The sequence below is a fragment of the Halobaculum rarum genome (assembly GCF_040025155.1).
GTDB classification, from domain to species: domain Archaea; phylum Halobacteriota; class Halobacteria; order Halobacteriales; family Haloferacaceae; genus Halobaculum; species Halobaculum rarum.
Window position 1 is genome coordinate 1,620,761 of sequence record NZ_CP157275.1, and the last position, 25,104, is coordinate 1,645,864.

Annotated in this window: 21 protein-coding genes and 1 other RNA gene; 17 read left to right on the forward strand and 5 right to left on the reverse strand. The window is 70.4% G+C overall.

All coding sequences use genetic code 11. From position 1 onward, the window contains the following. Window positions 1–66 precede the first annotated feature (66 nt). A complete protein-coding gene (locus tag ABJD39_RS08485) occupies window positions 67–987 on the reverse strand; it encodes a hypothetical protein (RefSeq protein WP_348607088.1) in 921 nt (306 codons plus the stop codon). A 208-nt stretch (window positions 988–1,195) separates the two neighbouring features. On the opposite strand from ABJD39_RS08485, the gene ABJD39_RS08490 reads away from it, so the two are divergent. The 3 genes from ABJD39_RS08490 to ABJD39_RS08500 all read left to right on the forward strand — a co-directional run bounded on the left by ABJD39_RS08490 (window position 1,196) and on the right by ABJD39_RS08500 (window position 3,786). Further along, window positions 1,196–1,843, forward strand: coding sequence for a lipoate--protein ligase family protein (locus tag ABJD39_RS08490; protein ID WP_348613618.1), 648 nt, complete (start codon window positions 1,196–1,198; stop codon window positions 1,841–1,843). Between the two features lie 39 nt (window positions 1,844–1,882). Beyond that, complete coding sequence (locus ABJD39_RS08495) at window positions 1,883–3,181, forward strand: dihydroorotase (protein ID WP_348607091.1); 1,299 nt, start codon at window positions 1,883–1,885, stop codon at window positions 3,179–3,181. Between the two features lie 80 nt (window positions 3,182–3,261). After that, on the forward strand, window positions 3,262–3,786 hold the full coding sequence (locus ABJD39_RS08500) for a DUF7529 family protein (protein WP_348607093.1): 525 nt from the start codon (window positions 3,262–3,264) through the stop codon (window positions 3,784–3,786). A 39-nt stretch (window positions 3,787–3,825) separates the two neighbouring features. On the opposite strand, the gene ABJD39_RS08505 is transcribed toward ABJD39_RS08500, so the two are convergent. Then, entirely contained in the window at window positions 3,826–4,413 is a 588-nt protein-coding gene (locus ABJD39_RS08505) for a cysteine hydrolase family protein (protein WP_348607095.1), read from the reverse strand. 198 nt (window positions 4,414–4,611) lie between these two features. On the opposite strand from ABJD39_RS08505, the gene ABJD39_RS08510 reads away from it, so the two are divergent. Beyond that, entirely contained in the window at window positions 4,612–6,327 is a 1,716-nt protein-coding gene (locus ABJD39_RS08510) for an Hvo_1808 family surface protein (protein WP_348607098.1), read from the forward strand. A gap of 71 nt (window positions 6,328–6,398) precedes the next feature. Continuing rightward, window positions 6,399–7,562 carry a nicotinate phosphoribosyltransferase gene (locus tag ABJD39_RS08515; protein WP_348607101.1) on the forward strand — a complete coding sequence of 388 codons (1,164 nt, stop codon included), beginning with the start codon at window positions 6,399–6,401 and terminating at the stop codon, window positions 7,560–7,562. 82 nt (window positions 7,563–7,644) lie between these two features. Here ABJD39_RS08515 and ABJD39_RS08520 read toward each other — a convergent pair whose 3' ends face one another. Then, window positions 7,645–8,247, reverse strand: a complete 603-nt coding sequence (locus tag ABJD39_RS08520; RefSeq protein WP_348607104.1) for a TIGR00296 family protein — start codon at window positions 8,245–8,247, stop codon at window positions 7,645–7,647. A 161-nt stretch (window positions 8,248–8,408) separates the two neighbouring features. Between ABJD39_RS08520 and rnpB the strand changes: the two genes are divergently transcribed. From rnpB to ABJD39_RS08565, 9 genes are all read left to right on the forward strand, one after another. Continuing rightward, an RNA gene (gene rnpB, locus ABJD39_RS08525) (RNase P RNA component) lies at window positions 8,409–8,875 on the forward strand. Window positions 8,876–9,012: 137 nt separating this feature from the next. After that, on the forward strand, window positions 9,013–9,306 hold the full coding sequence (locus tag ABJD39_RS08530) for a hypothetical protein (RefSeq protein ID WP_348607107.1): 294 nt from the start codon (window positions 9,013–9,015) through the stop codon (window positions 9,304–9,306). A gap of 261 nt (window positions 9,307–9,567) precedes the next feature. Further along, window positions 9,568–10,500 carry an MBL fold metallo-hydrolase gene (locus tag ABJD39_RS08535; RefSeq protein ID WP_431357839.1) on the forward strand — a complete coding sequence of 311 codons (933 nt, stop codon included), beginning with the start codon at window positions 9,568–9,570 and terminating at the stop codon, window positions 10,498–10,500. Between the two features lie 164 nt (window positions 10,501–10,664). Next, window positions 10,665–12,596: an AMP-dependent synthetase/ligase gene (locus ABJD39_RS08540; protein WP_348607110.1), complete on the forward strand. Its 1,932-nt coding sequence runs from the start codon at window positions 10,665–10,667 to the stop codon at window positions 12,594–12,596. 150 nt (window positions 12,597–12,746) lie between these two features. Further along, window positions 12,747–14,612 (forward strand): cation:proton antiporter, encoded by a 1,866-nt coding sequence (locus ABJD39_RS08545; RefSeq protein WP_348607113.1) that lies wholly within the window; start codon window positions 12,747–12,749, stop codon window positions 14,610–14,612. Window positions 14,613–14,665: 53 nt separating this feature from the next. Then, window positions 14,666–16,093, forward strand: coding sequence for a dihydrolipoyl dehydrogenase (gene lpdA / locus ABJD39_RS08550; protein ID WP_348607115.1), 1,428 nt, complete (start codon window positions 14,666–14,668; stop codon window positions 16,091–16,093). A 108-nt stretch (window positions 16,094–16,201) separates the two neighbouring features. Beyond that, window positions 16,202–16,540, forward strand: coding sequence for a hypothetical protein (locus ABJD39_RS08555; RefSeq protein ID WP_348607118.1), 339 nt, complete (start codon window positions 16,202–16,204; stop codon window positions 16,538–16,540). 87 nt (window positions 16,541–16,627) lie between these two features. Next, the gene (locus ABJD39_RS08560) at window positions 16,628–18,640 is read left to right on the forward strand and encodes an ABC transporter ATP-binding protein (protein WP_348607120.1); all 2,013 of its coding nucleotides are present in this window, start codon (window positions 16,628–16,630) and stop codon (window positions 18,638–18,640) included. 322 nt (window positions 18,641–18,962) lie between these two features. Beyond that, window positions 18,963–20,315, forward strand: a complete 1,353-nt coding sequence (locus ABJD39_RS08565; protein ID WP_348607123.1) for a cytochrome P450 — start codon at window positions 18,963–18,965, stop codon at window positions 20,313–20,315. Between the two features lie 30 nt (window positions 20,316–20,345). On the opposite strand, the gene ABJD39_RS08570 is transcribed toward ABJD39_RS08565, so the two are convergent. Both ABJD39_RS08570 and ABJD39_RS08575 read right to left on the reverse strand, forming a co-directional pair. Further along, complete coding sequence (locus tag ABJD39_RS08570) at window positions 20,346–20,948, reverse strand: 2'-5' RNA ligase family protein (protein WP_348613620.1); 603 nt, start codon at window positions 20,946–20,948, stop codon at window positions 20,346–20,348. Window positions 20,949–20,953: 5 nt separating this feature from the next. After that, the gene (locus ABJD39_RS08575; RefSeq protein ID WP_348607126.1) at window positions 20,954–21,136 is read right to left on the reverse strand and encodes a DUF7554 family protein; all 183 of its coding nucleotides are present in this window, start codon (window positions 21,134–21,136) and stop codon (window positions 20,954–20,956) included. 61 nt (window positions 21,137–21,197) lie between these two features. Between ABJD39_RS08575 and ABJD39_RS08580 the strand changes: the two genes are divergently transcribed. The 3 genes from ABJD39_RS08580 to ABJD39_RS08590 all read left to right on the forward strand — a co-directional run bounded on the left by ABJD39_RS08580 (window position 21,198) and on the right by ABJD39_RS08590 (window position 25,103). Then, the gene (locus tag ABJD39_RS08580) at window positions 21,198–22,523 is read left to right on the forward strand and encodes a helix-turn-helix transcriptional regulator (RefSeq protein WP_348607128.1); all 1,326 of its coding nucleotides are present in this window, start codon (window positions 21,198–21,200) and stop codon (window positions 22,521–22,523) included. Between the two features lie 118 nt (window positions 22,524–22,641). Then, on the forward strand, window positions 22,642–23,799 hold the full coding sequence (locus ABJD39_RS08585; RefSeq protein WP_348607131.1) for a hypothetical protein: 1,158 nt from the start codon (window positions 22,642–22,644) through the stop codon (window positions 23,797–23,799). A gap of 194 nt (window positions 23,800–23,993) precedes the next feature. Beyond that, a complete protein-coding gene (locus ABJD39_RS08590) occupies window positions 23,994–25,103 on the forward strand; it encodes an SPFH domain-containing protein (protein ID WP_431357876.1) in 1,110 nt (369 codons plus the stop codon). Window position 25,104 lies beyond the last annotated feature (1 nt).

The window sequence follows — 25,104 nt, forward strand, 5'->3', positions numbered from 1 at the left end:
AATATATTGTCTTATGAATACAAAGTCCCGTCGCCGTCAGTCCGTCCCGTGGTATCGCGCCGCGCGTCACCCGAGCCGCACGGGATCGTCGCTGGGGACGATCGACACGGTCACCTCGTCGCCGACGGCGAACGCCGGATCGCCGGCCTCGGGGCGGGTGACCAGCTTCACGCCGGCACGGGCGTCCGCGCCGGCGACGAACAGCGACAGCCCCGTGATCCGCTCGCCGTTCGCGAGCACGTCCACGTCCGCCCAGTCGACGTGGCGGCCGACCCGGGTGCCGACGGTCGTTCCCAGGAGCGAAACCGTCGGGGGCGCGTCGCGCCGGGAGGTCCGTATCCCCGGTACGCCGCCGCCCGAGTAATGGGTGAGGCCGCCGTCGAGCGGGCGACCGTCGTCGGCCGCGATCGCGGTGAACCCCGCCGCATCGGCGTCGATCGTCCCGTCCCCGTTCTCGGGTCGTGTCGGCGTGTCCAGCACCGCGTGGCTCGGGCCCGTCTCGAGGACGGTCCCGGTGCCGTCCCACGCGAGCGGCGTCACCGCGGCGTCGACGACGAGCGGGATCGACCCGGACGCCCGATAGGGGTTCCTCCCGTGCTCGCGGAACTCCAGGTGGACATGGTTGTCGACCCAGCGGCCGAAGAATCCCGATCGAACCAGCTCGCCGAGGGCGTCGCCGACGGCGACCTCGTCGCCGGCCTCGACCGCGGGGTCGACGTGAAGCACGCGGACGAGATGGTCCCCGGTGTCGATCACGATCAGGTGATCGTGGTCGACGGCGTACTCGCGGGCGGGACAGCCCACGGTTCGGGTGTCGAGCACCTCGCCCGCGACGGGCGAGACGCCGGCGTTCGACTCCGGATACAGGTCCACCGCGCACGCGCGGTCGTGGGCCGGGTACGGCGAGTTGTACAGCGAGAACTTCCGGTAGCGCGCGAGCAGCGACTCGGGGACTACGACCGGATCCGTCTCCCCGGACTCCTCCATACCCGCCGCAGGCGACGCAAGCGCTTAGGCGACCCGACTCCGAGCGACGGGCGTGACGAACAGCGACGGATCGGGGCGCGTTCGTGTGTACCGCGGACGCCGATCCGAGCGCGAGGTCGAGGGGAACGAGACCTCGGATGGCGAGCGGGGAGGAACGACCCGTGAGTCCCGCGAGTCCCGCGAGGCCGACCGCGCCGCCACCGCCGCGATGCTCGCGGAGGCCGGAGAGTCGGGTGTCCCGGCGCTCCGGGTGTGGGCACCGGGTCGCTCGCTCGCGTTCGGCCGCCGCGACGCACACGCGGACGGCTACGCCCGAGCGACCGCGGCGGCCCGCGAGCACGGCTTCCCGCCGGTCGAGCGCTCCGTCGGCGGCCGGGCGGTCGCGTACGCCGAGTCGACGCTGGCGTTCGCGCACGCCGTCCCGCGCGCGGACGCCCGCTCCGGGTTGAACGACCGCTACGAGGACGCGGTCTCGACGCTCGTCGCCGCCCTCCGCGACGCCGGCGCCGACGTGGAGCGGGGGGAGCCGCCGGCCTCGTACTGCCCGGGCGATTACTCCGTCCGCGTCGCCGGCGGCGGGAAGATCGCGGGTATCGCCCAGCGCGTCCGCCAGGACGCGGCGCTCGTCTCCGGATGCGTGACCGTCGCCGAGCGCGGGCCGATCCGCGCGGTGCTCGCTCCCGTCTACGACGCGCTCGACGTGCCGTTCGATCCGGAGTCGGTCGGCTCCGTGGCGCAGGCGGGCGGCCCAACCGACCCGAACGCGGTACGGGAGGCGCTCGAATCCGGGTTCGTCGGCGATCGCGAGGCCGAGATGCGTGACGTGGCCGACCTGCCGACGGACGGCGACGACTGATCCGCCGAACTTACGCCCGGTGCCCGCACACCTCCGCCAATGAGTACGCTGTTCACCAACGCCACGCTCGCGGACGGCCGCGTCCGTGACGTGCTGGTCGAGGGCGAGACGATCGCGCGGGTGACGGAGGCGGGAACGCTAGCTCCCGCCGACGGCGCCGATGTGATCGACTGCGACGAGAAGTACCTCCTCCCGGGCGCCATCGACGCACACGTCCACTTCCGTGAGCCCGGATTCGCGCACAAGGAGGACTGGCACACCGGGTCGCGCTCGGCCGCCGCCGGCGGCGTCACCACCGTCGTCGACCAGCCGAATACCGACCCACCAACCGTCACGGGCGCGGCGGTCGACGAGAAGGCCGATCTCGCGGCGAAGTCGCTCGTCGACTTCGGGATCAACGGGGGCGTCACCGCCGACTGGGACCCCGACTCGCTGTTCGAGCGCCCGCTGTTCGCGCTCGGTGAGGTGTTCCTCGCCGACTCCACCGGCGACATGGGGATCGAGGCGGACCTGTTCGCCGATGCCGTCGCCCGCGCGGCCACCGAGGACACGGTCGTCACCGTCCACGCGGAGGACGCCGACCTGTTCGATCAGTCCGCCACGGAACGCGCCGGCGACGACGCTGACGCCTGGAGCGCCTACCGCACCGCCGAGGCCGAGGCTGCCGCCGTCGAGCGCGCGCTCGACGTCGGCGCCGACTCCGACGCCGACATCCACATCGCCCACACCTCGACGCCCGAGGGCGTCGACGCCGCGAGCGACGCCGGCGCGACCTGCGAGGTGACGCCGCACCACCTGTTCCTGTCGCGCGAGGACATCGGGGAACTGGGTACGTTCGGCCGGATGAACCCCCCGCTGCGCAGCGAGGAACGACGGAACGCGGTGTTCGAGCGCGTCGCAGACGGCACCGTCGACATCGTCGCCACCGACCACGCGCCCCACACCCGCGCGGAGAAGGACGCGAGCGTCTGGGAGGCCCCCTCGGGCGTGCCCGGCGTCGAGACGATGCTCCCGCTGCTCCTGCAGGAGGTTCGGGAGGGCGCCCTCGATCTGGAGCGCGTGCGCGACCTCGTCGCCGCGAACCCGGCGGCGATCTTCGACGTGCCGGGGAAGGGGCGGGTCGCGGAGGGCGCCGACGCCGACCTCGTGCTCGTCGACTTCGACTCGACCCGCGAGATCCGCGGCGCAGACCTCCACTCGAAGTGCGGGTGGACGCCGTTCGAAGGTCGTGAAGCCGTCTTCCCGGAGTTGACGCTCGTGCGCGGGCACGTCGCCTACGACGCCCGCGCCGACGACGAGGCGTTCGGGGACGCCGTCGGCGAGAACGTCCGAAGGTAGTCGACGGGACTGTCCCGATTCTCCGCCTCTCTCGAGCCGACACGACAACGGTTTTCCCCCCGCGCCGCAGCCAATGGTGTATGGCCGGCAGCCACCCGCTCGCTGGATACACCGAGTTCTGGGACGACGTGATGGCCGACATGGAGGCCACTGCCGAGGAGTACCGCGAGGCGGGCTGGGACGTGCTCGAACTCCATCCGGGCGACGTGACTCCCCTCCCGAACGTCTCCACCGACGGCACCGAGATCGAGGTGGATCGAACCGGGTTCGACGTGCTCCTCCCGGGCGACGAGTTCGCCGCCGCACAGGACCTCCTCGAGGGGACCGAGGCGGCGTTCGACGAGTACGACGCCTACCGGGCCCAACAGTCGGAGGTGGTGTTCCTCGTCGTCGTGATGAAAGCCGAGGCCGCCGGCGAGGCGGTCGCGTTCCCGCTGTACTACGCCGAACGGCAGGCCGAGCCGATGCTGGAGCGCGCCGACGCCGCGGGCGAGTTGCGCGCGTACCTCCGCCCGCTCGACGACTCCGAGCGCGTCGTGTTTTCGCTCTCGGACCCCGGGACGCTGTATCCCGAGGATTGGGGCGAATCGACAGACGAGGAGTAACGCACAAAGCGGGTCGTCGTCGCCGGGCGGTCGCCGACGCTACATGAACGTCACGTCCGCCAGCGTCGCGGTCTCGCCGAACAGCCAGCCGGCGTGGTCGACGGCGTACTCGCGGTGGTCCTCGGTGATGTACCCGAGCGCGTCTTCGACGACGACCGGCCGGTAATCGCGCAGCCCTGCCGAGCCGGCGGTGTGGAGGACGCAGACGTTCGCGAGGGTCCCGCAGATCAGCAGGTCGTCGACGCCGCGGGCGTCGAGCCATCCCTCCAACTCGGTGTCGTGGAACGCGTCGTAGGTGTGTTTCTCGACGACGTGATCCGCGTCCTCCGTCGGGAGGTCCTCGACGAGTTCCGCGTCCCAGCTCCCCTCCACAACGTGTTCGCCCCATCGGTCGAACTCGTCGTAGTAATGGGCGTCCTCGAACTGTTCGGGCGGGTGGACGTCCCGGGTGTAGACGACGCGCGCGCCGGCGTCGCTCGCGCGCTCGACGAGCGTCCGGACGGGATCGATCGCCGCCGCGCTGGGCTCGGCATAGAGGCTCCCGTCGGGGTGACAGAAGCCGTTCTGCATGTCGACGACGACGACGGCGGTTCGGGAGGGATCGAACGCGTCCTGATCTGAGACCATGGTCGACGCTTCGGGCCGGGATCACAAAACCGATCGGCGGGCGGCCCCGTCGCGCTCGGCGTGGCTGCGTGCGCTCCGGCGCCGTGGTCGATGGGCGTTGCGGTACGGGCACCCTACCCGTAGCGGCGCGGACAAACGGGTACCGTGCGCGTCGAGGGTGCGGACAAGGTACTTCTACCCCCGGGCCTATGCGGAGATATGCGACGATCGGCCCCGCACCCGCTCTCGCGACTCGGCGCCCTCGTGCTCGCGCTCGCGCTCGTGTGTACCGCCGCGGCGGCACCGCTCGCGGCGGCGACGCCCCCCGCAGCGGACGCGGAGACCGACCGGCTCGTGAACGGGAGTGCGACCGCAGCCCAACAGGAAGCCCCGCCGGACCCCGATTCCGACGTGATCGGGTGGGAGGGCGGCTACTGGCACAACGAGAGCATCGACGTCGACCAGTCCGACGGGCTGAGCGACGAGGAGCTCGACGCGTACGTGGCTCGTGCGATGGCCCGCGTCGAGTACCTCCGCGAGGCGGAGTTCGACTCCGAGGTTCCGGTGTCGATCATCACCCGTGAAGAGTACCGCAACCGGAGCGCCGGCGGCGCAGACGCGAACCGGACCGAGTACAACCGGTGGAACGACCAGGTGTGGGAGGGCCTGTTCATCGTCGGCGAGTCGACCGGCTCCGGCGACGCGATCGGCCAGACCACCGGGTCGTCGGTGCTCGGCTTCTACTCGCCGACGCGCGACGAGATCACGATCGTCACCGACTCGCCGGATTCGCCGACGATCAACAACGCGACGCTGGTCCACGAGCTGGTCCACGCCCTGCAGGACCAGCGCTACGACCTGACGAACGAGACCTACCGCGCCTCCACTCAGGACGGTGACCTCGCGGTCGACGGCGTCGTCGAGGGCGAGGCGAACTACATCGAGACGAACTACGCCCGGCGCTGCGGCGTCGAGTGGGAGTGCGTCGACACGCCGCAGGCGAGCGGTGGCGGCGGTGGCGGCGGCGGGGGGCCCAACCTCGGCGTCCTGTTGACGCTGCTCAACCCCTACTCGGACGGGCCGGTGTACGTGAACGAGATCGTCGAGGAGGGCGGCTGGGACGCCTTCGAGGAGCGCTTCCGGAATCCCCCAGTCTCCTCCAAGCAGGTGATCCACCGGACCGACGAGACGCCGCGACCCATCGAGTTCACCGACGAGGGGACGAACGGCTGGAGCACGTTCCCGCGCGACAACCCGCAGCTCGGGCAGAACGGCTCCGACACCGTGGGCGAGGCGTCGATCTACGCGATGTTCTGGTACCAGGCGCGCGAGTACCAAGCCGACACGATCAACCCGAACGGCCTGTTCCAGACGAACAGCCCGTACGACACGTACAACTACGACGCCGAGCCCTCGAACGGGTGGGCCAACGACCGACTGTTCCCGTACCGTACCGGCGAGGGCGACGACGCCGAGTACGGCTACGTGTGGATCACCGAGTGGGACACCGAGGCCGACGCGCGGGAGTTCCACGACACGTACCTCCGGATGCTCGAAGCCCACGACGTTCGCGAGACCGACGAGGGATACTACGTCGTCCCCGACGGCCCCTTCGCCGACGCGTTCCTCGTCCGCCTCGACGGCGAGCGGGTCACGATCGTGAACGGCCCCACCGTCGACGACGTGCGGGACATCCGCCCGACGATGGACCCCGCCGAGACGAGTACGGATGAGGACGGCGGCGGAACGGACGCGACGGCGACGGCCACCGACGCCGGTGACGCCGGCGACAACACCGGCGACGACGCCGGCGACAACGCCGCCGCCGGCGACGCCACGTCCGGCACGACCGAGGTCGACGGTGCCGGGTTCGGCTTCGGGGTCGCGGCCGTCGCGGTGGCGATCGCGGGACTGTTGGCTCGGCGGCGCCGCTGACCGCGACGGTTCCGACGGGGTCGATCCGCGGATGGCGTGACTTTTTGCGTCGTCCCGGCGAATCCGGTGACATGACCTCCCCGCCCCCCGCGTTCGACATCGTCGGGGCCGACGCCGTCCGCGACGGGTCGGCGACGGACGCGTACTTCGACCGGACCGTCGAGACGCTGCGCCACGCCGACCGGAACCCGACGGTCGTCGCCGAGGTGACCGCGGACCAGTTCCCCGACGGCGACTTCGAGCTGCTCGCGGGCGTGAAGGACGCGGCCGCGCTGTTGGCCGGCCACGCGGTCGACGTGGACGCGATCCCCGAGGGAACGCTGTTCGACGGCGGTCCGGTGCTGCGAATCGAGGGGACGTACCTGGAGTTCGCGGCGCTGGAGACCTCGCTGCTGGGCTTCCTCTCGCACGCCTCCGGCGTCGCCACGGCGGCGCTGGAGTGTCGCCGCGCGGCCCCCGAGTCGAACCTGCTCTCGTTCGGCGCGCGCCACGTCCACCCCTCGATCGCCGCGATGGTCGAGCGCAGCGCGCTCGTCGGCGGCTTCGACGGCTTCTCGCACGTCGCCGCCGGCGAGGTGCTCGGGCGGGAGCCGTCGGGGACGATGCCCCACGCGCTGCTCATCTGCTTCGGCCGCGGCAACCAGGAGGACGCCTGGCGCGCCTTCGACGAGGCCGTCCCCGAGTCGGTCCCGCGGATCGCGTTATGTGACACCTACTCCGACGAGAAGGAGGAGGTGATCCGGGCGGTCGAGACGCTCGGTGACCGCCTCGACGGCGTCCGCCTCGACACCACCGGCTCCCGCCGCGGCGACTTCCGCCACATCGTCCGCGAGGTGCAGTGGGAGCTCGACGCCCGCGGCTACGGCGACGTCGACGTGTTCCTCTCCGGCGGCCTCGGTCCCGCGGAGCTTCGTCGCCTCCGGGACGTCGCCGACGGCTTCGGCGTCGGCGGCCACGTCTCCAACGCCGACCCGGTCGACTTCGCGCTCGACATCGTCGAGGTCGACGGCGAGCCCGCGGCCAAGCGCGGGAAGCTCTCCGGGGTGAAGGAGGTGTACCGCACGCCCGACGGGGGCCACCACGTCGGCCTGCGCGGCCGCGACGGTCCCGAGGGCGGCGAGTCGCTCATGGAGCCGTTGATCCGCGACGGCGAGGTCGTCCGGGAGTTCGAGATCGACGACGCCGCGGAGCGGGCGGTGGCGGACGCGGCGACGGTCGGATTTGGCGGGGACTAACCCGACCGGCGGCGTCCCGACACGGTCGCACGGCTCGCCGAGTTGGTGGACAGTACTCAGATAGCGTCTCGGTGGATCGCCGCTACAGCTGTTCGACGGAGCCGCCGTCGCGGCGCTCGCGGAACACCTGGCCGTCGATGAGCGTCACCATCGTGTCGTCGTCCTGCCAGGCCATCGGCGAGAGGCCGGCCTTGCGGCAGACGCGCGAGAGGAACCGTTCCTTGCTCCAGTCGTTCTCGACCGGGATCGTCGGATACAGCCAGCCGTGCTTGCCGTTGTGGTCGATGGCGACGCCGTGGCGGCCGAGTTCGAGGTCCTCGACGGGGTCGTTCGTGAGCGTGACGCCGGAGACGACGCACGCGGAGACGACCACGGAGTCGAGTTCCTTCGGCTCCAACTCGGAGCCGCCGGAGTCCTCGGAGGCGGCCTTGATCGCCGCGTCGACGATCGCGTGACCGAGTTGGTCTTTCCCTCGATACGATCCGGCACACCCTCGCATCCGCCCGCGGCCGCGGGTGGACTGGAGTCGGACGAACGCGCCCGTTCGGGCGTAGAAGGCATCGCGCATACTCCCCGGCTGTTCGCGCTGGCCCTGGAGTACGAACGCCTCGACCGACTCCCGAGCGAGTTCGACCGCGCGTGCACCGTCCTCGTAGGTGAGCCGCACGGCCTTCGCTTCGGACATACCACTGCTGGGAGCCGTGCTAACTTGAAGCCTTCCCTCCTCATGCGAGTTACTCACACCCTATCCTCGGAGGGTCGGTGAGCCGACCGATCGCGGCCACCTCACGCTTGCCGGATCTGTCCCCCGAACGCTTTATCCGAGGGAGCGGCCTACCTCGAACCGGCAGAGGGAGCCCGACCCCCGTGTGCCCGACCCTCGCGGCGACGGCGCATGAGGAAAGTCCCCCCACCCCCGGACGGGCGACCGGGCGCAAGCCCGGAGTCGGAGACGACTGGCTCTGGAACAGCAACGAGACCCCCCGCCCCGACCGATGAGGTGCGCGCGGCGACCGAGCGGTCGCCGCCGGCGTCCGTGGCCTCGCCACGGACGCGCGAACCGACCCGAGAGGGAAGGGAGTGAACCCACCGAGGGCCGCGGCCTCGCCGCGAGACGGGCGGGAACGGATGGAACGGCGAATCCTCGCCGGTGCAAGCCCGCGTCGACGGGCGGCCGCCACGTGGCGGCCGCCCCGATGGTAGTCCGGGTGCTCGCGCGTCCCGCGCGAGCGACCGGGGCACACGCCCCGTGACTGACGCGGACGCTCAGCCGAATGTCGGGCCGAACAGAAGGGGGCTTACTCCCCTCAGCCGCTCTCGTGCGTACCAGCGACGGCGCCGGGGATCCGTCGAACTCGGTGGTAGTCGGCCGATTACCGTCCGACGGCGGTCGTGCGAACGTCTGACACGCATCCGACTAACTAAAACCGATGGACCCCCAACCGACGGTGTGGACAGCAGAGAACTCACGGCGGCCCTCGAGCGCGAGTTCGAGGGGACCGAGGCGGCCCGTCGGACCGTCACTCGCCAGGCGCGGGACCTAGCCGACTCCAGCGTGATCGAGGCGGACCGCGGCCACGAGCTCACCGTGGCTGATGTCATCGAGAACCTGGCGGACGCCCCCGACGACCACGACCTGGTCGAACGATGGAACTGGTGGCTCGGATCGCTGGAGACCGCCTACGGCGGCTACGAGCGCTTCACAGTCCGATTCGTCGACGACGGCCCGGACGTGAACGCCTAAACAGCGCCGCTCGACCAAACAGCGCCAGCGCCGGTCGACCCCGCCGCCGGCACCGGCACTGCCTCCGTCGAACCGCCTCCGCCACACCGCCCCCGATCGATCCCCCGGCCGCTCTCCGCCCCGCCCTCCGCGTGGCTCGGTCCGAGCCGCGGGCTCGCGAACCGACGCGGCCCGCGGCGCCCGACACGGCCCGCGGCGCCCGACACGGCCCGCAGTGACACCTCCCGAATCCTTTTGGTACCGACTGACGCGGGTTCGAGTATGGCTACGGACATCGAGCCCGGCGAGTACGCGCCGGTTCCCGAGTGTACGGACCTGTACTACCTCGACACCGACATGTACGACACCGCCAACTACGGGTCGGTGTACCTCCTCGACGCCGAGCGCCCCGCGGTGATCGACACCGGGCTCGGCAACAACCGCGAGTACCTCTTCGGCGCACTGGACGAGCTCGGGATGACGCCCGAGTTCATCCTCCCCACGCACGTCCACCTCGACCACGCCGGCGGCGCGGGGTTCCTCGCGGAGCGTTACCCCGACGCGACGGTGATGATCCACGAGTCCGCCGTCGAGCACCTCGTCGATCCGAGCCGGCTCGTCGCGGGGACCAAGGCCGCCGTCGGCGATCAGTGGCAGTTCTACGTCGATCCGGAGCCGATCCCCGAAGGACGGATCGAGTCGCTCTCGGGCGGCGAGACGATCGATCTCGGCGACCGCGATCTCGACGTACACTACGCGCCGGGACACGCTCCGCATCAGGTCGTCTTCCACGACCGCGGCGACGACGTGGTGTTCACCGCCGACGCCGCCGGCATCTACGTTCCGCAACTGGACACCATCGAGCAGACCTCGCCCCCGTCGCAGTTCGACCTCCACGGCTGTCAGGACGACGCCGACATGCTCCGCGACATCGACCCCCGGTACCTCTGTTTCGGCCACTTCGGGCCTCGCGAATTCGACGACGACATGCTCGCGGGCTACAAGCGCACGCTGGCCGAGTGGGTTGAGGCGGTGCGTCAGCGACGCGAGACGCTGGATGACGATGAGGCCGTCCTCGATCACTTCGCCGAACACGCGCCACAGGACCTCATCGACGTGTGGGGCGAGCGGAAGGCCAGGGAGGAACAGCGGATGAACACTCGCGGCGTGCTCGGCTACCTCGATTACATGGAGACACAGGACGAGACGATCTGAGGGCCGTATCCGGGTACGCCGATCACGCGGACGGGAGACCGGCGCGAACGACGGCTGCCCCGGCAGTACGGACGAACGGCCGCCGAGACAGCGACGAAAACAACGCCGAACAACGGGCGCCGCGAGGGAACCGACTTATTACGGGTGGCGCGCCAGAGTGTAGCATGGATTGGCGCCAGGCGGAACGCGAGTACGACCCGGGGGTCACCCGGGACTCGCTGGCGGCGACGTTCGACGCGAGCGCCCGCGAGCACGCCGACCGGGTGGCACAGCGATACAAGGGCGGGGTGTACGATCGGACGCTCGTCCGCGCGGGCGTCGTCGACGCCGCCCCCGACGGCGAGTACGCCGATCTCACGTACGCCGAGATGCGCGACCTCGTGCGCCGGCTCTCGGCCGGCTTCCGCGAACTCGGCGTCGCCGCCGGCGACCGCGTCGGGATCTTCTCGAACACGCGCATGGAGTGGGCACACACCGACTTTGCCCTGCTCGGTGCGGGGGCGGTCGTCACGACGGTGTACGAGTCGTCGTCGACCGATCAGGTTCGACACCTCCTCGACGACCCCGGCGCCTCCGGCGTCGTCGTCGAGAACCGCGACCTGCTGGGGCGCGTGCTCGCCGTCGAGGACGACCTCGATCTGGAGTTCGTCGTCCTCGTCGACGGCGAGGCGCACGAGCGCGACGACGTGTACACGCTCGGGGAGGTCCACGACCTCGGCGCCGCGGTCGACCCCGGCGACGGCTGGGTGATCGACCGCGACCTCGACGACCTCGCGAGTCTCATCTACACCTCGGGCACCACCGGCACCCCCAAGGGCGCAGAACTCACCCACCGGAACTTCCTCGCCAACGTCGACCAGTGCATGCGCCGGTTCGGCCCACGGCCGGACAAACCCGACGACGTGCCCGTCGTCGACGCGGAGAGCGTCACCCTGTCGTTTCTCCCCCTCGCGCACGTGTTCGAGCGCCTCGCCGGACACTTCATGATGTACGCCGCGGGGGCGACCGTGGCGTACGCCGAGTCGCCCGACACGCTCCGGGAGGACTTCGGGCTCGTCCGCCCGTCGACGGCGACGAGCGTCCCCCGCGTCTACGAGAAGCTGTACGCCGCGATCCGCGAGCAGGCGTCCGAGTCGAGCGTGAAGGAACGGATCTTCAACTGGGCGACCGGCGTCGGCCGCGAGCACCACCGCGCCGATGACCCCGGCGTCGCCCTGCGGACCCGCTACGCGGTGGCCGACCGCCTCGTCTTCTCGAACGTGAAGGAGGCGCTCGGCGGCAACGTCGACTTCTTCATCTCCGGCGGCGGGTCGCTGTCGGCGGAGCTCTGCGAACTGTACCACGGGATGGGCGTCCCCATCCTGGAGGGGTACGGGCTCACCGAGACGGCCCCGGTCGTCGCCGTGAACCCCCCCGAGGCGCCGAAAGTCGGCACCATCGGACCGCCCGTCTACGACGTTGACGTCCGCGTCGACGACGAGGTCGGTGCGATCGACGGCGACGACGGCGAGGTGGGCGAGCTGCTCGTTCGCGGACCGAACGTCTTCCGCGGCTACCGGAACCTCCCGGATGCGACCGCTGAGGCGTTCGTCGAGATCGACGGCGAGCAGTGGTTCCGCACGGGCGACGTGGTCGAGATTCGCGAGGACGAGTACATCTCCTTCCGCGAGCGCGCCAAGCAGCTCATGAAGCTCTCGACGGGCAAGTACGTCCCGCCAGGTGCCATCGAGGACTCGTTCGCCGCCTCCGAGTACGTCGAGCAGGCGATGGTGGTCGGCGACTCGAAGAAGTTCGTCTCCGCGATCATCGTCGTGAACACCCCCGCCGTGCGCGAGTGGGGCGACGCGCAGGGGCACGATCTCCCGGCCGATGACGACGCGCTGTGCCGCGACGATCGGGTGCGAGAGCTCGTCCAGGTGGAAGTCGACCGCGTCAACGAGGACTTCGAAGCCCACGAGACGATCAAACAGTTCCGGGTCGTCGCCGAGGAGTTCTCCGAGGAGAACGACCTGCTCACCCCCACGATGAAGAAGAAGCGACGCAACATCCTCGAGCGGTACGCGGATGACATCGGGAGCATGTACGCGGAATCGTGAGCGCTGCGGGCGTCAGCACGCGGCGATCGGATCGTACTGCCCGCATCGGAACGATAGCCGCCACCTTCGTGCGATCGAGCCCACCCACCTCGCCGCAGTAGCCGCCTTTTTATCGTCGCCCCCCCGACCACTGACCATGGAGGTGAGGGGATGTCGGCAGGCGCCGGACAACTGATCGCGATCGTCGCGGTCATCATCGCGACGGGTGTCGCCGCTCAGATCCTCGCCGACCGCTTCCAGCTTCCCAGCATCATCTTCCTCATCGCCGCCGGGATCGCACTCGGTCCCGAGGGACTCGGGATCGTCACCCGGGAGACGTTCGGACTGGCGGGGCTGTCGACCATCGTCGGCCTGTCCGTCGCGATCATCGTGTTCGAGGGGGCGTTCCACCTCAAGATCGACGAGCTCCGCCAGGCGCCGGCATCGTCGGTGCGGCTCGTCACGATCGGCGCCGCGATCGCGTTCGTCGCGACGACCGGGGTCGTGCGGGTCGCGCTGGGCGTGGAGTGGCTCGTCGCCGCGCTCATCGGCGCCCTGCTCGTGGCGACCGGCCCGACGGTGATCGCGCCCATTCTGGAGGTCGTTCCGGTTCGTGACAAGGTCGCCACCGCGCTCGACACCGAGGGGATCGTCAACGACGTGACCGCCGCGATCCTCGCGGTCGTCATCTTCGAGGCGATCGTCTCCGACACGACGGAGCCCCTCGAACTGGTCGCGCTGTTCGCCGAACGACTCGGCGTCGGGGTCGTCGTCGGCGTCATCGTCGCCGCGGTCGTCTACTACGCGCTCCGGTATGTCGACCTCTCGCCGGGCAACGCCCCGCAGAACGCGCGCTTGCTCGTGCTGGCGGGTGCGCTCGTCGCGTACGGCGAGGCGAACCTCGTGCGGACCGAGGCGGGGATCGCGGCGGTCGCGGTGGCCGGTATCCTGCTCGGCAACGCGGACCTCCCCTACGAGGAACAGATCACGGACTTCAAGGGCGACATCACGCTGCTCGTCCTCTCGTTCGTGTTCATCTCGCTTGCGGCGCTGTTGGAGTTCGACAACCTGATCCAGCTGGGGCTCGGGGGGCTCGTCGTCGTCGTCGCAGTGATGTTCGTTATCCGGCCGGCGCTCGTCATGCTGTCGACGGTCGGGGGCAGCTTCCAGCGCAACGAGCGCGTGTTCATGTCGCTGGTCGGCCCGCGCGGCATCATCCCGGCCTCGGTCGCCACCCTGTTCGCCGTCGAGTTGGCGAACAACGGCATGACGACCGCGGCCAACGCGCTCGTCGGCACCGTCTTCCTCGTCATCATGGCGACGGTGGTGCTGGAGGGCGGGTTCGCCAGACAGATCGCGGAGAAGCTCGACGTCATACCAATGCGAGTACTCATCATCGGAGGTGGGAAGGTGGGCCGGACGCTCGCCGACCGCCTCGAGGACCGCGGCGAGAACGTGGTCGTCATCGAGAACGACGAGGAGGTCGTACAGGTCGCACGAAACGAGGGCCACGCGGTCCACATCGGCGACGGCACCGACACGGACGTGCTCCAGTCTGCCGGCGCCGAGAACGCACGGATCGTCGTCGCCGCCACCGGCGACGACGACGCGAACCTGCTCGTGGCACAGTTAGCGGAGTCGAAGTTCAGTCCCGAGACGATCCTCGCCCGGGCGAACAACCCGAACAACGTCGAGGCGTTCGAGGAACTGGGTGTCACCACCGTCTCGTCGGTGCTGGCGACCGCGCAGGCCATCGACAACTACATCGAGCGCCCGGCGCTCGCCAACTGGATGGGCGAGATCGGGGACTCGGGCGACGTGATCGAAACCGAGATCACCAGCGAGGAGATGGTGGGGGTTACGATCCGGGATCTCGGGCCGAAACTCCCCGGCGGTAGCCTGATCGCGCTCGTCGATCGCGACGGTGAGACGCAGGTGCCGGACGCCGACTTCACGCTTCAGCTCGGCGACCGCGTTACCCTCATCGGCGACCGCGAGGGCGTTCAGGAGGCGCGTCGTCAGTTCAACCCCGAGTAGTCGCGGCCGCAATTCCTGCCAGTTTATCATCCGGGGTTCGCAAGACCCGCGTAATGGTCGTCGGAGACATCTCGACCGGAACGGACGTCGCCGTCATCGGGGCCGGTCCCGGGGGCTACGTCGCCGCCATCCGCGCGGCACAGCTGGGGCTCGACACCACCCTCATCGAGCGGGACGCCTACGGGGGCGTCTGCCTCAACCACGGCTGCATCCCCTCGAAGGCGTTCATCCACGGCGCGGACGTCGCCCACGAGGCGGGCAACGCCGAGGAACTGGGGATCTACGCCGATCCCGCCGTCGACGTGGAGCGCATGCAGCGCTGGAAGAGCGGCGTCGTCGACCGCCTCACCGGCGGCGTCGAGAAGCTCTGTAAGGCCAACGGCGTCAATCTCGTCGAGGGGACCGCCACGTTCGCCAATGAGCACAAGGTCCGCGTCGCCCACGAGGGCGCCGGACAGGGCAGCGAGTCCATCGAGTTCGAGCACGCCATCGTCGCAACGGGGTCGCGGCCGATCCAGATCCCCGGCTTCGAGTTCGACGGCGAGCGCGTGCTCTCCTCGCGCGACGTGCTGGGGATGGAGTCGCTCCCGGACGGCCTCGTCGTCGTCGGCGCCGGCTACATCGGGATGGAGCTGTCGACGATGCTCGCGAAGCTCGGCGTCGACGTGACGGTCGTCGAGATGCTCGACGACGTCCTCCCCGGCTACGAGGAGGATATCCAGCGGATCGTCCGCAACCGCGCCGAGGAGCTGGGCGTCGAGTTCCACTTCGGCGAGGGCGCCAGCGGCTGGGAGGAGACCGCCGAGGGCGGCGTCGCCGTCACGACCGAGACCGAGGAGGGCGAGGAGGCCGAGTACCTCGCCGATCAGGTGCTCGTCGCGGTCGGGCGCTCGCCCGTCACCGACACGCTGGAGCTGGAGAGCGCCGGCCTCGAACCGAACGAAAATGGCTTCATCGAGACGGACCACGAGGCGCGGACCGACGTGGACTCGATCTTCGCCGTCGGCGACGTGGCCGGCGAGCCGATGCTCGCGCACAAAGCCAGCACGGAGGGGATCGTCGCCGCGGAGGTCGCGGCCGGTGAGCCCGCCGCGCTCGACCACCAGGCCGTGCCCGCCGCCGTCTTCACCGAGCCGGAGATCGCGACGGTCGGACTCACCGAGGCGGAGGCCGCCGAGGAGGGATTCGAGCCCGTCGTCGGCCAGATGCCGTTCAACGCCTCCGGGCGCGCGCTCACTACCGGCCACACCGAGGGCTTCGTCCGGATCGTCGCCGACGAGGAGACGGGCTTCGTGCTCGGCGGGCAGATCGTCGGCCCCGAGGCGTCCGAGCTGATCGCCGAACTCGCGCTCGCCGTCGAGATGGGCGCGACGCTTGAGGACGTGGCCGCGACGATCCACACCCACCCCACGCTCGCGGAGGCGACGATGGAGGCCGCCGAGAACGCGATGGGGCAGGCGATCCACACGCTGAACCGGTAGGCAACGGCCCGACCGATCCCTCTCCGACACTCGCGGAGGCGTCGCTGCGACGACCGCCCCCGCGACCTTCGCAGCACACTTTTCACACGACCGTGAGTCCCCGGACCCATGGGTCTGTTCGACCGCGACACCGACATGAGCGACGACGACAGCGACGCCGATGCCGACGCGGCCGACGCCGCCGAGGCCCCGACGTTCGAGCCGGTCCCCGGAACCGCGGAGGGCGACGACGCGAGCGAGGGCGAGGAGGACGGGAACGGCGACGAGGACCCGCTCTCGAAGCTCGTCGGCGCGCACTTCCGCGACGACGACTTCAGCGGGACGCTCAAGCGTGCCGTCGACGTTGAGGCGGGCGTCGTGCTGTACGCCTACTCCAACAACAGCACGAACGCGGGCGGACTCACGGCGGTTCCCATCGACCAGACGCGCCTGCTCGACGACGGCTGAGACGGATCGCGGGCCGGCCTCCCGGCTTCCCCGCCGGACGTTCCGAGTCCCGTGGGCCTTTGTATCGGCGGCGTGTTTCGAAACGTAATGAGCGACGCGGAGGACGAACACGGTGACTTCGCGGAGATCCGCGAGTCCGTGGACGGCAACCCGATGTCCGGGTTGCTTCGGTACTGCGTGCCGTACTGGCCTCGACTGTCGGCGGGGCTGGTGGCGGCGATCATCACCCGGCTCGCCCGGCTGCTCCCCTCGCTTTTGGTCGCGGCGGCCATCGACCGCGTCATCCTCGGGAGCGGCGAGCCGGGACTGCTCGCACAGGCCGGGCTACTGCCCGGCGGCACCATCGCGGGCGACGCTGCACGGTTAGCGTTCCTTCAGCGGCTCGTCGTCATCGCGGCGCTGGCGTACCTGATCCGCTCGGTGACGCGGTTCGCCTCGCGGTACCTGTTCCAGTCGACCGCCCAGAAAGTCCAGCGCGACCTCCGAAACGACACGTACGACCACATGCAGCACCTCTCGCTGGGCTTCTTCGCGGACCACCAGACCGGCGCGATGATGTCTGTGCTGAACCAGGACGTGAACCGCTTGGAGCAGTTCCTCAACACGGAGATCCGACAGGGGATCCGCGTCGTCGCGACCGTCGGCGGCATCGCGGCGATCATGTACACCTACTCGCCGAAACTCGCGCTCGTGGCGCTCGCGCCCGTCCCGATCATCGGGCTCGCCTCCGGTCGCTTCCTCACGTGGATCGAGCCGAAGTACCGCGGCATCCGCGAGACCGTCTCGCGGCTCAACTCCCGGCTGGAGAACAACATCGGCGGCGCCCGCGTCATCAAGGCGTTCAACCGCCACGACTTCGAGTTTGACCGCGTCGCCGCCCAAAGCGAGCGCTACCACGACGAGAAGGTGGAGGCGATCCGCGCTCGCCGGGCGTTCTTCTCCGGCCTCCGACTGCTCACGGGCGTCGTCTTCGTCGCCATCCTCTGGATCGCCGGCAGCGACATCATCCGCCACGGCCTCGGCAACACCGACCCCGCGACGCTCACCGCCGGGTCGGTCGCGCTGTTCTTCCTCCTGCTGCGGCGGCTCTACTCGCCGATGCGCCGCGTCGGCAAGACGGCGAACAAGTACCAACTCGCCAAATCCAGTGCCGAGCGCGTGTTCGGGTTGCTCGGGTACGATCCCGAAGTGACCTCCCCGGAGGACCCCTACGTCCCCGAGTCGGTGGCGGGGCGGGTCACCTTCGACGAGGTGCGCTTCGGCTACACCGACGACGAGGAGGTCATCTCCGGGATCGATCTGGACGTGGATCCGGGAGAGACGGTCGGCCTCGCGGGCACCACCGGTGCCGGGAAGTCGACCCTCCTCAAGCTCATCCCCCGGTTCTATGACGTGGATTCGGGTGCCGTCGAGGTCGACGGCGTCGACGTGCGCGAGTACGACCTCACCGAACTCCGCGACCACGTCGGCATCGTCGAGCAGAACCCCTACATGTTCTCGGGCACCGCCGCCGAGAACATCGGCTACGGCGACCTCTCGGCGCTGAATCGCGGGGCCGTCGCCGGCGACGGTGACGCGGTCGACGCTGACGCGGACGACGAACCCGCCGTCGCCGACGCGGACGCCACCGACGCAGCCGGCGACGACGACCCGAGCGAGCGCATCGTCGAGGCCGCGAAAGCCGCGGAGGCCCATCAGTTCATCACGGACCTCCCGGACGGCTACGACACCCAGATCGGCGAGCGCGGCGTGAAGCTCTCTGGCGGCCAGCGCCAGCGTATCGCCATCGCGCGCGCCCTCCTGAACGACCCGGAGATCATCGTCCTCGACGAGGCGACCTCGGATGTCGACACGGAGACGGAGGAACTGATCCAGCGCAGCCTCCGTCGCCTCATCGCCGACCGGACGGCGTTCGTCATCGCCCACCGGCTGTCGACGATTCGCGACGCCGACCGCGTCGTCGTCATGGAGGACGGCCGCGTCGCCGAGCAGGGCACCCACGACGACCTCGTCGCCGCCGACGGCGACTACGCGGCCCTGTGGGCGCGGCAGGCCGGCGAGGACGAGGAGACGGAGGCGTTGGCGGCGGCCGACGACTGAGGCGAGGCGCGAGCGGAGCGAGCGCCTCGGACTACGGCGTTCACAAATCGCTGCGCGATTTGTGCGCTCACGAGACCGCAGGTCTCGTGAACGGCGAGCTTGTGGGCGAGCCGCCCACGAAGCGTGCGATCGACCGACGGGAGACCTCACAGGAGCGGCGTTCACAGATCGCGCGGCGACGCGTGAGCTCACGGGACCTCCGGTCTCGTGAACGGCGAGCTTGCGGGCGAGCCGCCCACGCGACGGCACCGTCGACCAGCGCCTCGCACGCGCGCCCGCGCTCGCCCGAGCCTATTTCCGGCTCGCTCCCCTGTTTGTGTCCATGAGTACACGACCCCCGGGCCCCCGCGGCGAGCCGCTGCTCGGCAACGGCCGGCGGTACGCCCGCGATCCGTTCGCGTTCATGACCGCCGTCGCCGACGCGTACGGCGACGTCATCCGCCTCGACTTGGGTCCGCGGGAGACGTACATGCTCACGAACCCCCGCGATATCGAGCGCGTGCTCGTCTCCGACTGGACGGCCTTCGGCAAGCCGGCCCTCGACGACGCCATCGACGACCTGCTCGGGGACGGCCTCCTCATGAGCGAGGGCGACCGGTGGCAACGCCAGCGCGACCTCGCCAACCCCGCCTTCCACGCGCGCCGCATCGCCGGCCTCGACGACGCCATCGTCTCGCACACGAACGACGCGCTCGTTGGCTGGGAGGACGGCGAACGGATCGACGTGCAGCTCGAACTCGCACGCCTCACCGTCCGTATCATCGTCACCGCGATGTTCGGGACGGACATCACCGACGAGCGAGTGAAGACGGTGCAAGAGCACCTCGAGCCGCTCGGGCAGCGGTTCGAGCCGAATCCGATGCGCGCGGTGATCCCCAACTGGGCACCCACCCGGGAGAACCGCGAGTTCCACGACGCCGTCGCGACGCTGGAGGGCGTCATCGACGACCTCGTCGCGCGCCGCCGCGGCACCGAGGAGACCGCGCCCGACCCCGCCGGCGACGCCGTCGACTCCCCGATGCCGATGGACCTCCTGTCGATCCTGCTTCGCGCGCACAACCGGGGCGAGCAGACCGAGCAGGACCTGCGCGACGAGCTGATGACGATGCTCTTGGCGGGCCACGACACGACCGCGCTCGCGCTCACGTACACCTTCTACCTCCTCTCGCAACACCCCGAGGCGAAGGCACGCTTCCAGCGCGAGGTCGACGCCCTCGACGGCGCCCCGACGGCCGAGGACGTGCGCGCCCTCGAGTTCACCGACCGTGTGCTCTCGGAGGCGATGCGGCTGTACCCGCCCGTCTACACGCTGTTCCGGGAGTCGAAGGTCGACACCCGGATCGCGGGCTACCGGATCCCCGAGGGGTCGCTGATCATGCTCCCGCAGTGGGTGATCCACCGCTCCGACCGGTGGTACGACGACCCGCTCGCGTTCGATCCCGACCGCTGGGCGGCCGAGCGCGCTCGCGAGCGCCCGCGGTTCGCCTACTACCCGTTCGGCGCCGGCCCGCGCCACTGCATCGGCAAGCAGTTCTCGCTGTTGGAGGCGAAGCTCATCCTCGCGACGGTCGGGCGCGCGTTCGACTTCGAGTACGAGGGCCCCGAGCTGGACCTGCGCGGGTCGCTGACGATGCATCCCGGGCACCCGATGCCGCTGCGGCTCTCCACGCGCTGAGGGAGAACCAGGCCTCGGACCGACGCTCGCTCACCCCCGAAGCGGCACCCGCGCGGCGATCTCTTTGTACTCGCGCGTCCAGACTCCCAGCTCGTCGACCGTCCAGTGCACGTCATCGAACCCGCGCTCGCGCAGGCGTGCGACCGCGTCGGCCGGGTCGCCTACTCCGTCCCACCCGCGCGCGAGCGTGACGTGCGGCACGTAGTCCGCCTCCTCCAGCCCCTCCACCGCGCCGAACTCGCGGACGAGCCGGTCGTGGATCGCCCGCAGCGGGTCCGTCCCGCCGTCGCTGCCGCCGCCGTTCCCGGTCCCGCCGCCGCGGCTCCCGTCGCCGGCCTCGCCCGCGTTCGCGGGCACCGCCTCGACAGCGAGGTAGACGACCGGCGCGTCCCCCAACGGGGGAGTCTCGAACGCATCGACGCCGGCCACGCGAACCTCGAACGGCGCGACGCCCCGGAGCGCCGGTCGCAGCCGCTCGCGGATCCGGTGGAGGTCGTCGAGATCGCGGCCGTCGAGGCGCTTGACCACGAGCGTGTGCCGGTCCCGGAGCGACGCGAACTCAGTGAGGTCGGGTTCCAGGGACGCGGCGAGCCGTTGGACCGCCCAGGGGACGGGGACGTTGACGCTGTACACGTCGATCAGAGGTTGTCGGTCAGCCACAGGACGATGAGCACGACGATGACGAGCCCGATGATCCCCTTCAGCGGCCCGGCGACCAGCCCGATCGCGAACCCGAGCACTCCGGTGACGATCTCGACGACGAGCCAGACGATCACGAGCAGCAACACGATCTTCAACAGATCCTCCACATCAAGTCCCATACTCCCGGTAGGCTCGCCGCCGACGAAAACCGTTTTGGGCGCCCCGGCGGTGTGGGTGGATATGCGACGCCCCGCCGCGGCCATCGCGCTCGCGTTTCTCCTCGCCCTCGCCGGGACCGCCCCGGCGCTCGCGGCCGCGACGGCGTCCGACGCCGGTTCGGCTTCGGCCGCTGCTGTCCCGTCCGCCGCTACCGGTCCTTCCGCCGCGCTCGACTCGCCCGACGCGTCCCCGACCGACCTCGGCGCCGGGTTCGCCCAGACCGGCGATATCGCCGCCGACACCGTCGTCCTCCGGGCGGAGGTCGCCCCCGACGGGGACGCCCAGTGGCGCATCGCGTACCGCATCGAGTTGAGCGACGAGAACACGACCGCGGCGTTCGAGAGCCTCCAGGCGGACATTCGTGAGAACACGTCCGCGTACGTCACCCGCTTCGAGGGGCGGATGGGGACGACCGTCGCGGCCGCCGAGAACGCCACCGGACGGGAGATGACCGCCTCGAACTTCTCGGTGACCGCCCAACGCAACCCCTTCCCGACCAGCACCGAGTACGGCGTCGTCGCCTACACGTTCACGTGGGAGGGGTTCGCCGCGACGCAGGGACAGCGCGTCGTCGCCGGCGACGCGTTAGCCGGCTTATATCTCGACTCGGGGACCGTCCTCACGATCGCGTGGCCCGAGGAGTACGACGTCCGCTCGGTGTCGCCGGCGGCCGACCAACGCTCTGAGACGGCCGTGACGTGGCGCGGGGAGCGAAACTTCGGCCCGGACCAGCCCGGCGTGGTGCTCGCCCCGGCGTCGGCGCTGCCGATCCGCCCCCTCTACCTCGCGGCCGCCGCAGTCGTGCTGTTGGGTATCGCCGGCGCCGTGATCCTTCGTCGACGCGGCGACTTCCCGATCGATGCCGGTGACGACCTCGGGCCGCTCGTGGGCGACGAGGGCGCCGTGGCGGCGACGGGCAGCGCCGCGGTAGACGACCGGGACGAGGGCGGCTCGACCCGAGACGCGGACGACTCGGCGTCCGTCGAACGGGATGCCGCCGGCGACGCTGAGGGAGTTGCCGCCGCCGACGCTGAGGGGGTCGCCGCCAACGAAACCGCTGCGGGAGCCGCCGCAGACGCCACGACTCCACCGGACGAACTCCTCAGCCCCCACGAACGGGTGCTCCGCCTCGTGACGGACAACGGCGGACGAATGAAGCAGGCGGACGTGACCGACGCCCTCGACTGGAGCGCCGCTCGGACCAGCCAGGTCGTCGGCGACCTGCGCGACGAGGGCGACATCGAGAGCTTCCGGCTCGGGCGCGAGAACGTCCTCCGCATCCCGGAAGCCGACGACGAACCCCACCCCGGCGACACCGCCCGCGGCGGCGACGAGTCGGGCGAGTGATGGCTCGCCCGGTCTCGCGAAGAACTGCCGGACAGCGGCGACTTAACGTCGCTTAACCGGGGTGAATCCGAGACGAGCGAGTGGACGGTATTAGTGGGTGGGCCTCGTTGCTGGAGATATGAATCGGACGACCGTGCTCCTGATGGTCGCGATGCTCGTCGCCGCGGGGGTTCCCGCGACGGCCGCGTTCGCGCAGGAGTCGTCGGGGGAGCAGCCGGGAGCGACGTTCGCCGGCGTCGTGGGGGTGCAGGGAGCGGAGGTCGAGGGCGAGGTCGCCCAGCGATCGCTCGACCGGCGCCTCGCGGGCGCGGAGTCGAACGCCTCGAAGGCCTCCGTCGTCGCCGGAGAGACTGAGGACGTCCGCCAACAGCTCTCGGAGCTTCGCGAGCGCCGCGAGACGCTGGACCGGCGGTACGAGTCCGGCGAGATCACCCGCGGCGAGTACCGCTCCAAGCTCGCGCGGATCGGCGCACAGATCCGTACGCTCGAACGTCGCCTGAATACCACTGCCGCGGTCGCGGAGGGGATCCCCGAGGAGACGCTGCGTGAGCGCGGCGTGAACGCCTCCGCGATCGCCGAACTGCGCCGGAACGCCTCGGAGATGGGTGGCGGCGAGGTCGCCGAGGCCGCGCGTGGGATCGGCGGCGCCGACACCGGGAAGGGACTCGCCGGCGATCCGGGCCCGCCCGAGGACGCTGGGCCGCCGGGGGATACCGGTCCGCCTGAGGACGCTGGGCCGCCCGGGAACGACGATACCGGTCCGCCCGGGAACGACGACCTATCCGAGGGAAACGGACCGCCCGGTGACCGCACAAACGCCACGGGTTCCGACGGTGATGGCGAGGCGGACAACCAGGGGAGGGCGCACGCCCGGAACGACAGCACCGACCGGGGTGCCGCCGGAACGTCGGGTCCTCCCGGTGACGAGGCCACCGGGGCGGGCGACGCTCGTGGGAACGCCACGGACGATGCGAACGGCGAAACGGACGAACCCGGTTCCGGCGCCTCGGACCGGGGCGACGACGCCCCCGGTAACTCTGACGGTACCGACGGCGACCGTGGCTCCGACGCCGGTTCGGACGACGCCCGCGGCAACTCGGACGACACCCGCGGCAACTCGGACGACGCTCGCGGCAACTCGGACGACGCTCGCGGGAACGCTGGCGGCACAAGCGACGACCAGTCGGACGACGGCACCGTGGCCCCGACTGAGATCGCCGAGGACGACAGCGACGACCGACACGTCGACGACGGGCGGTACCTCACACCCCGCTGAGGTCGCGTACCTCGCCTCGACTCCTTCCCCGATCGCCGGTATTGATCCATTTCCTGACCGCCGGTATCGGTCCCTTCTCCGACCGACGGCGTCGACCCGCACCCGTTCGATCCCGCGAAACCTGTAAGTAGCGTGTCGTCCAAACCGAAGCCATGAACGACGCCGGCGGTCGGTTCTTTCGGACGCTGGGTCGCATGAGCGCCGGCGAGGCCGGCCTCCCGGACCTGCTCCCCGACGACGGCCGGTTCCAGATCGGCCTCGGCGTCGTGCTCGCCCTCCTCGCGTGGATCCTCCTCCCGATGATGTACGCCCTCGGGGGGATGGTGCTCGTTCTCGCGCTGGTCACGCTGCTCTCGACTGTCGAGATCGTGCAGGCCTACGAGCAGCGCGCGCTCACCGTGTTCGGCTCCTACCGCGGGCTCCTCGATCCCGGGATCCACCTGATCCCCCCGTTCGTCTCCCGGACCTACCGGTTCGACAGGCGCGTCCAGACGATCGACGTGCCGACCCAGGAGGCGATCACCCGCGACAACTCGCCGGTCACCGCCGACGCGGTCGTGTACGTGCGCGTCGTCGACGCCGAGCGGTCGTTCCTCAACGTCGAAGACTACCGCCGGGCGACCGCGTTGCTCGCGCAGACCTCTCTCCGGGCGGTCATCGGAGACATGGAACTCGACGAGACGCTCTCGCGGCGCGACGAGATCAACCGCCGCATCCGGAAGAGCCTGCAGGGGCCGACCGACGAGTGGGGCGTCGACGTCGAGATGGTCGAGGTGAAGGAGGTGTTGCCCACGCGGGGCGTCCTCGACGCCATGGAGGAGCAGACCTCCGCCGAGCGCCGCCGCCGCGCCATGATCCTGGAGGCGCAGGGCGAGCGCCGCGCCGCCGTCGAGTCCGCCGAGGGCGAGCGGACGGCGAACGTCCTCTCCGCGCAGGGCGAGAAGGTCGCATCAGTGCTGGAGGCACAGGGGGACGCCATCTCCACCGTCCTGCGTGCCCGGGCCGCGGAGTCGATGGGCGAGCGCGCCATCGTCGACAAGGGGATGGAGACGCTGGCGTCCGTCGGGCAGGGCGAGTCCACCACCTTCGTCATCCCACAGGAGCTGACGAGCCTGCTCGGTCGCTACGGCGAACAGCTCTCGGGATCGGACGTACAGGACTCGGCGGCGCTCGACTCTCTGGAGTTCGACGACGACGAACGGGAGCTGCTCGGGCTGGACTCCGTCGCCGATATGCTCGAACCGGAGGCCGAGAACGGCGCGGAGGCGAAGCCGGAGTGGGAGTCGACCTACGAGGCGGAGTGAC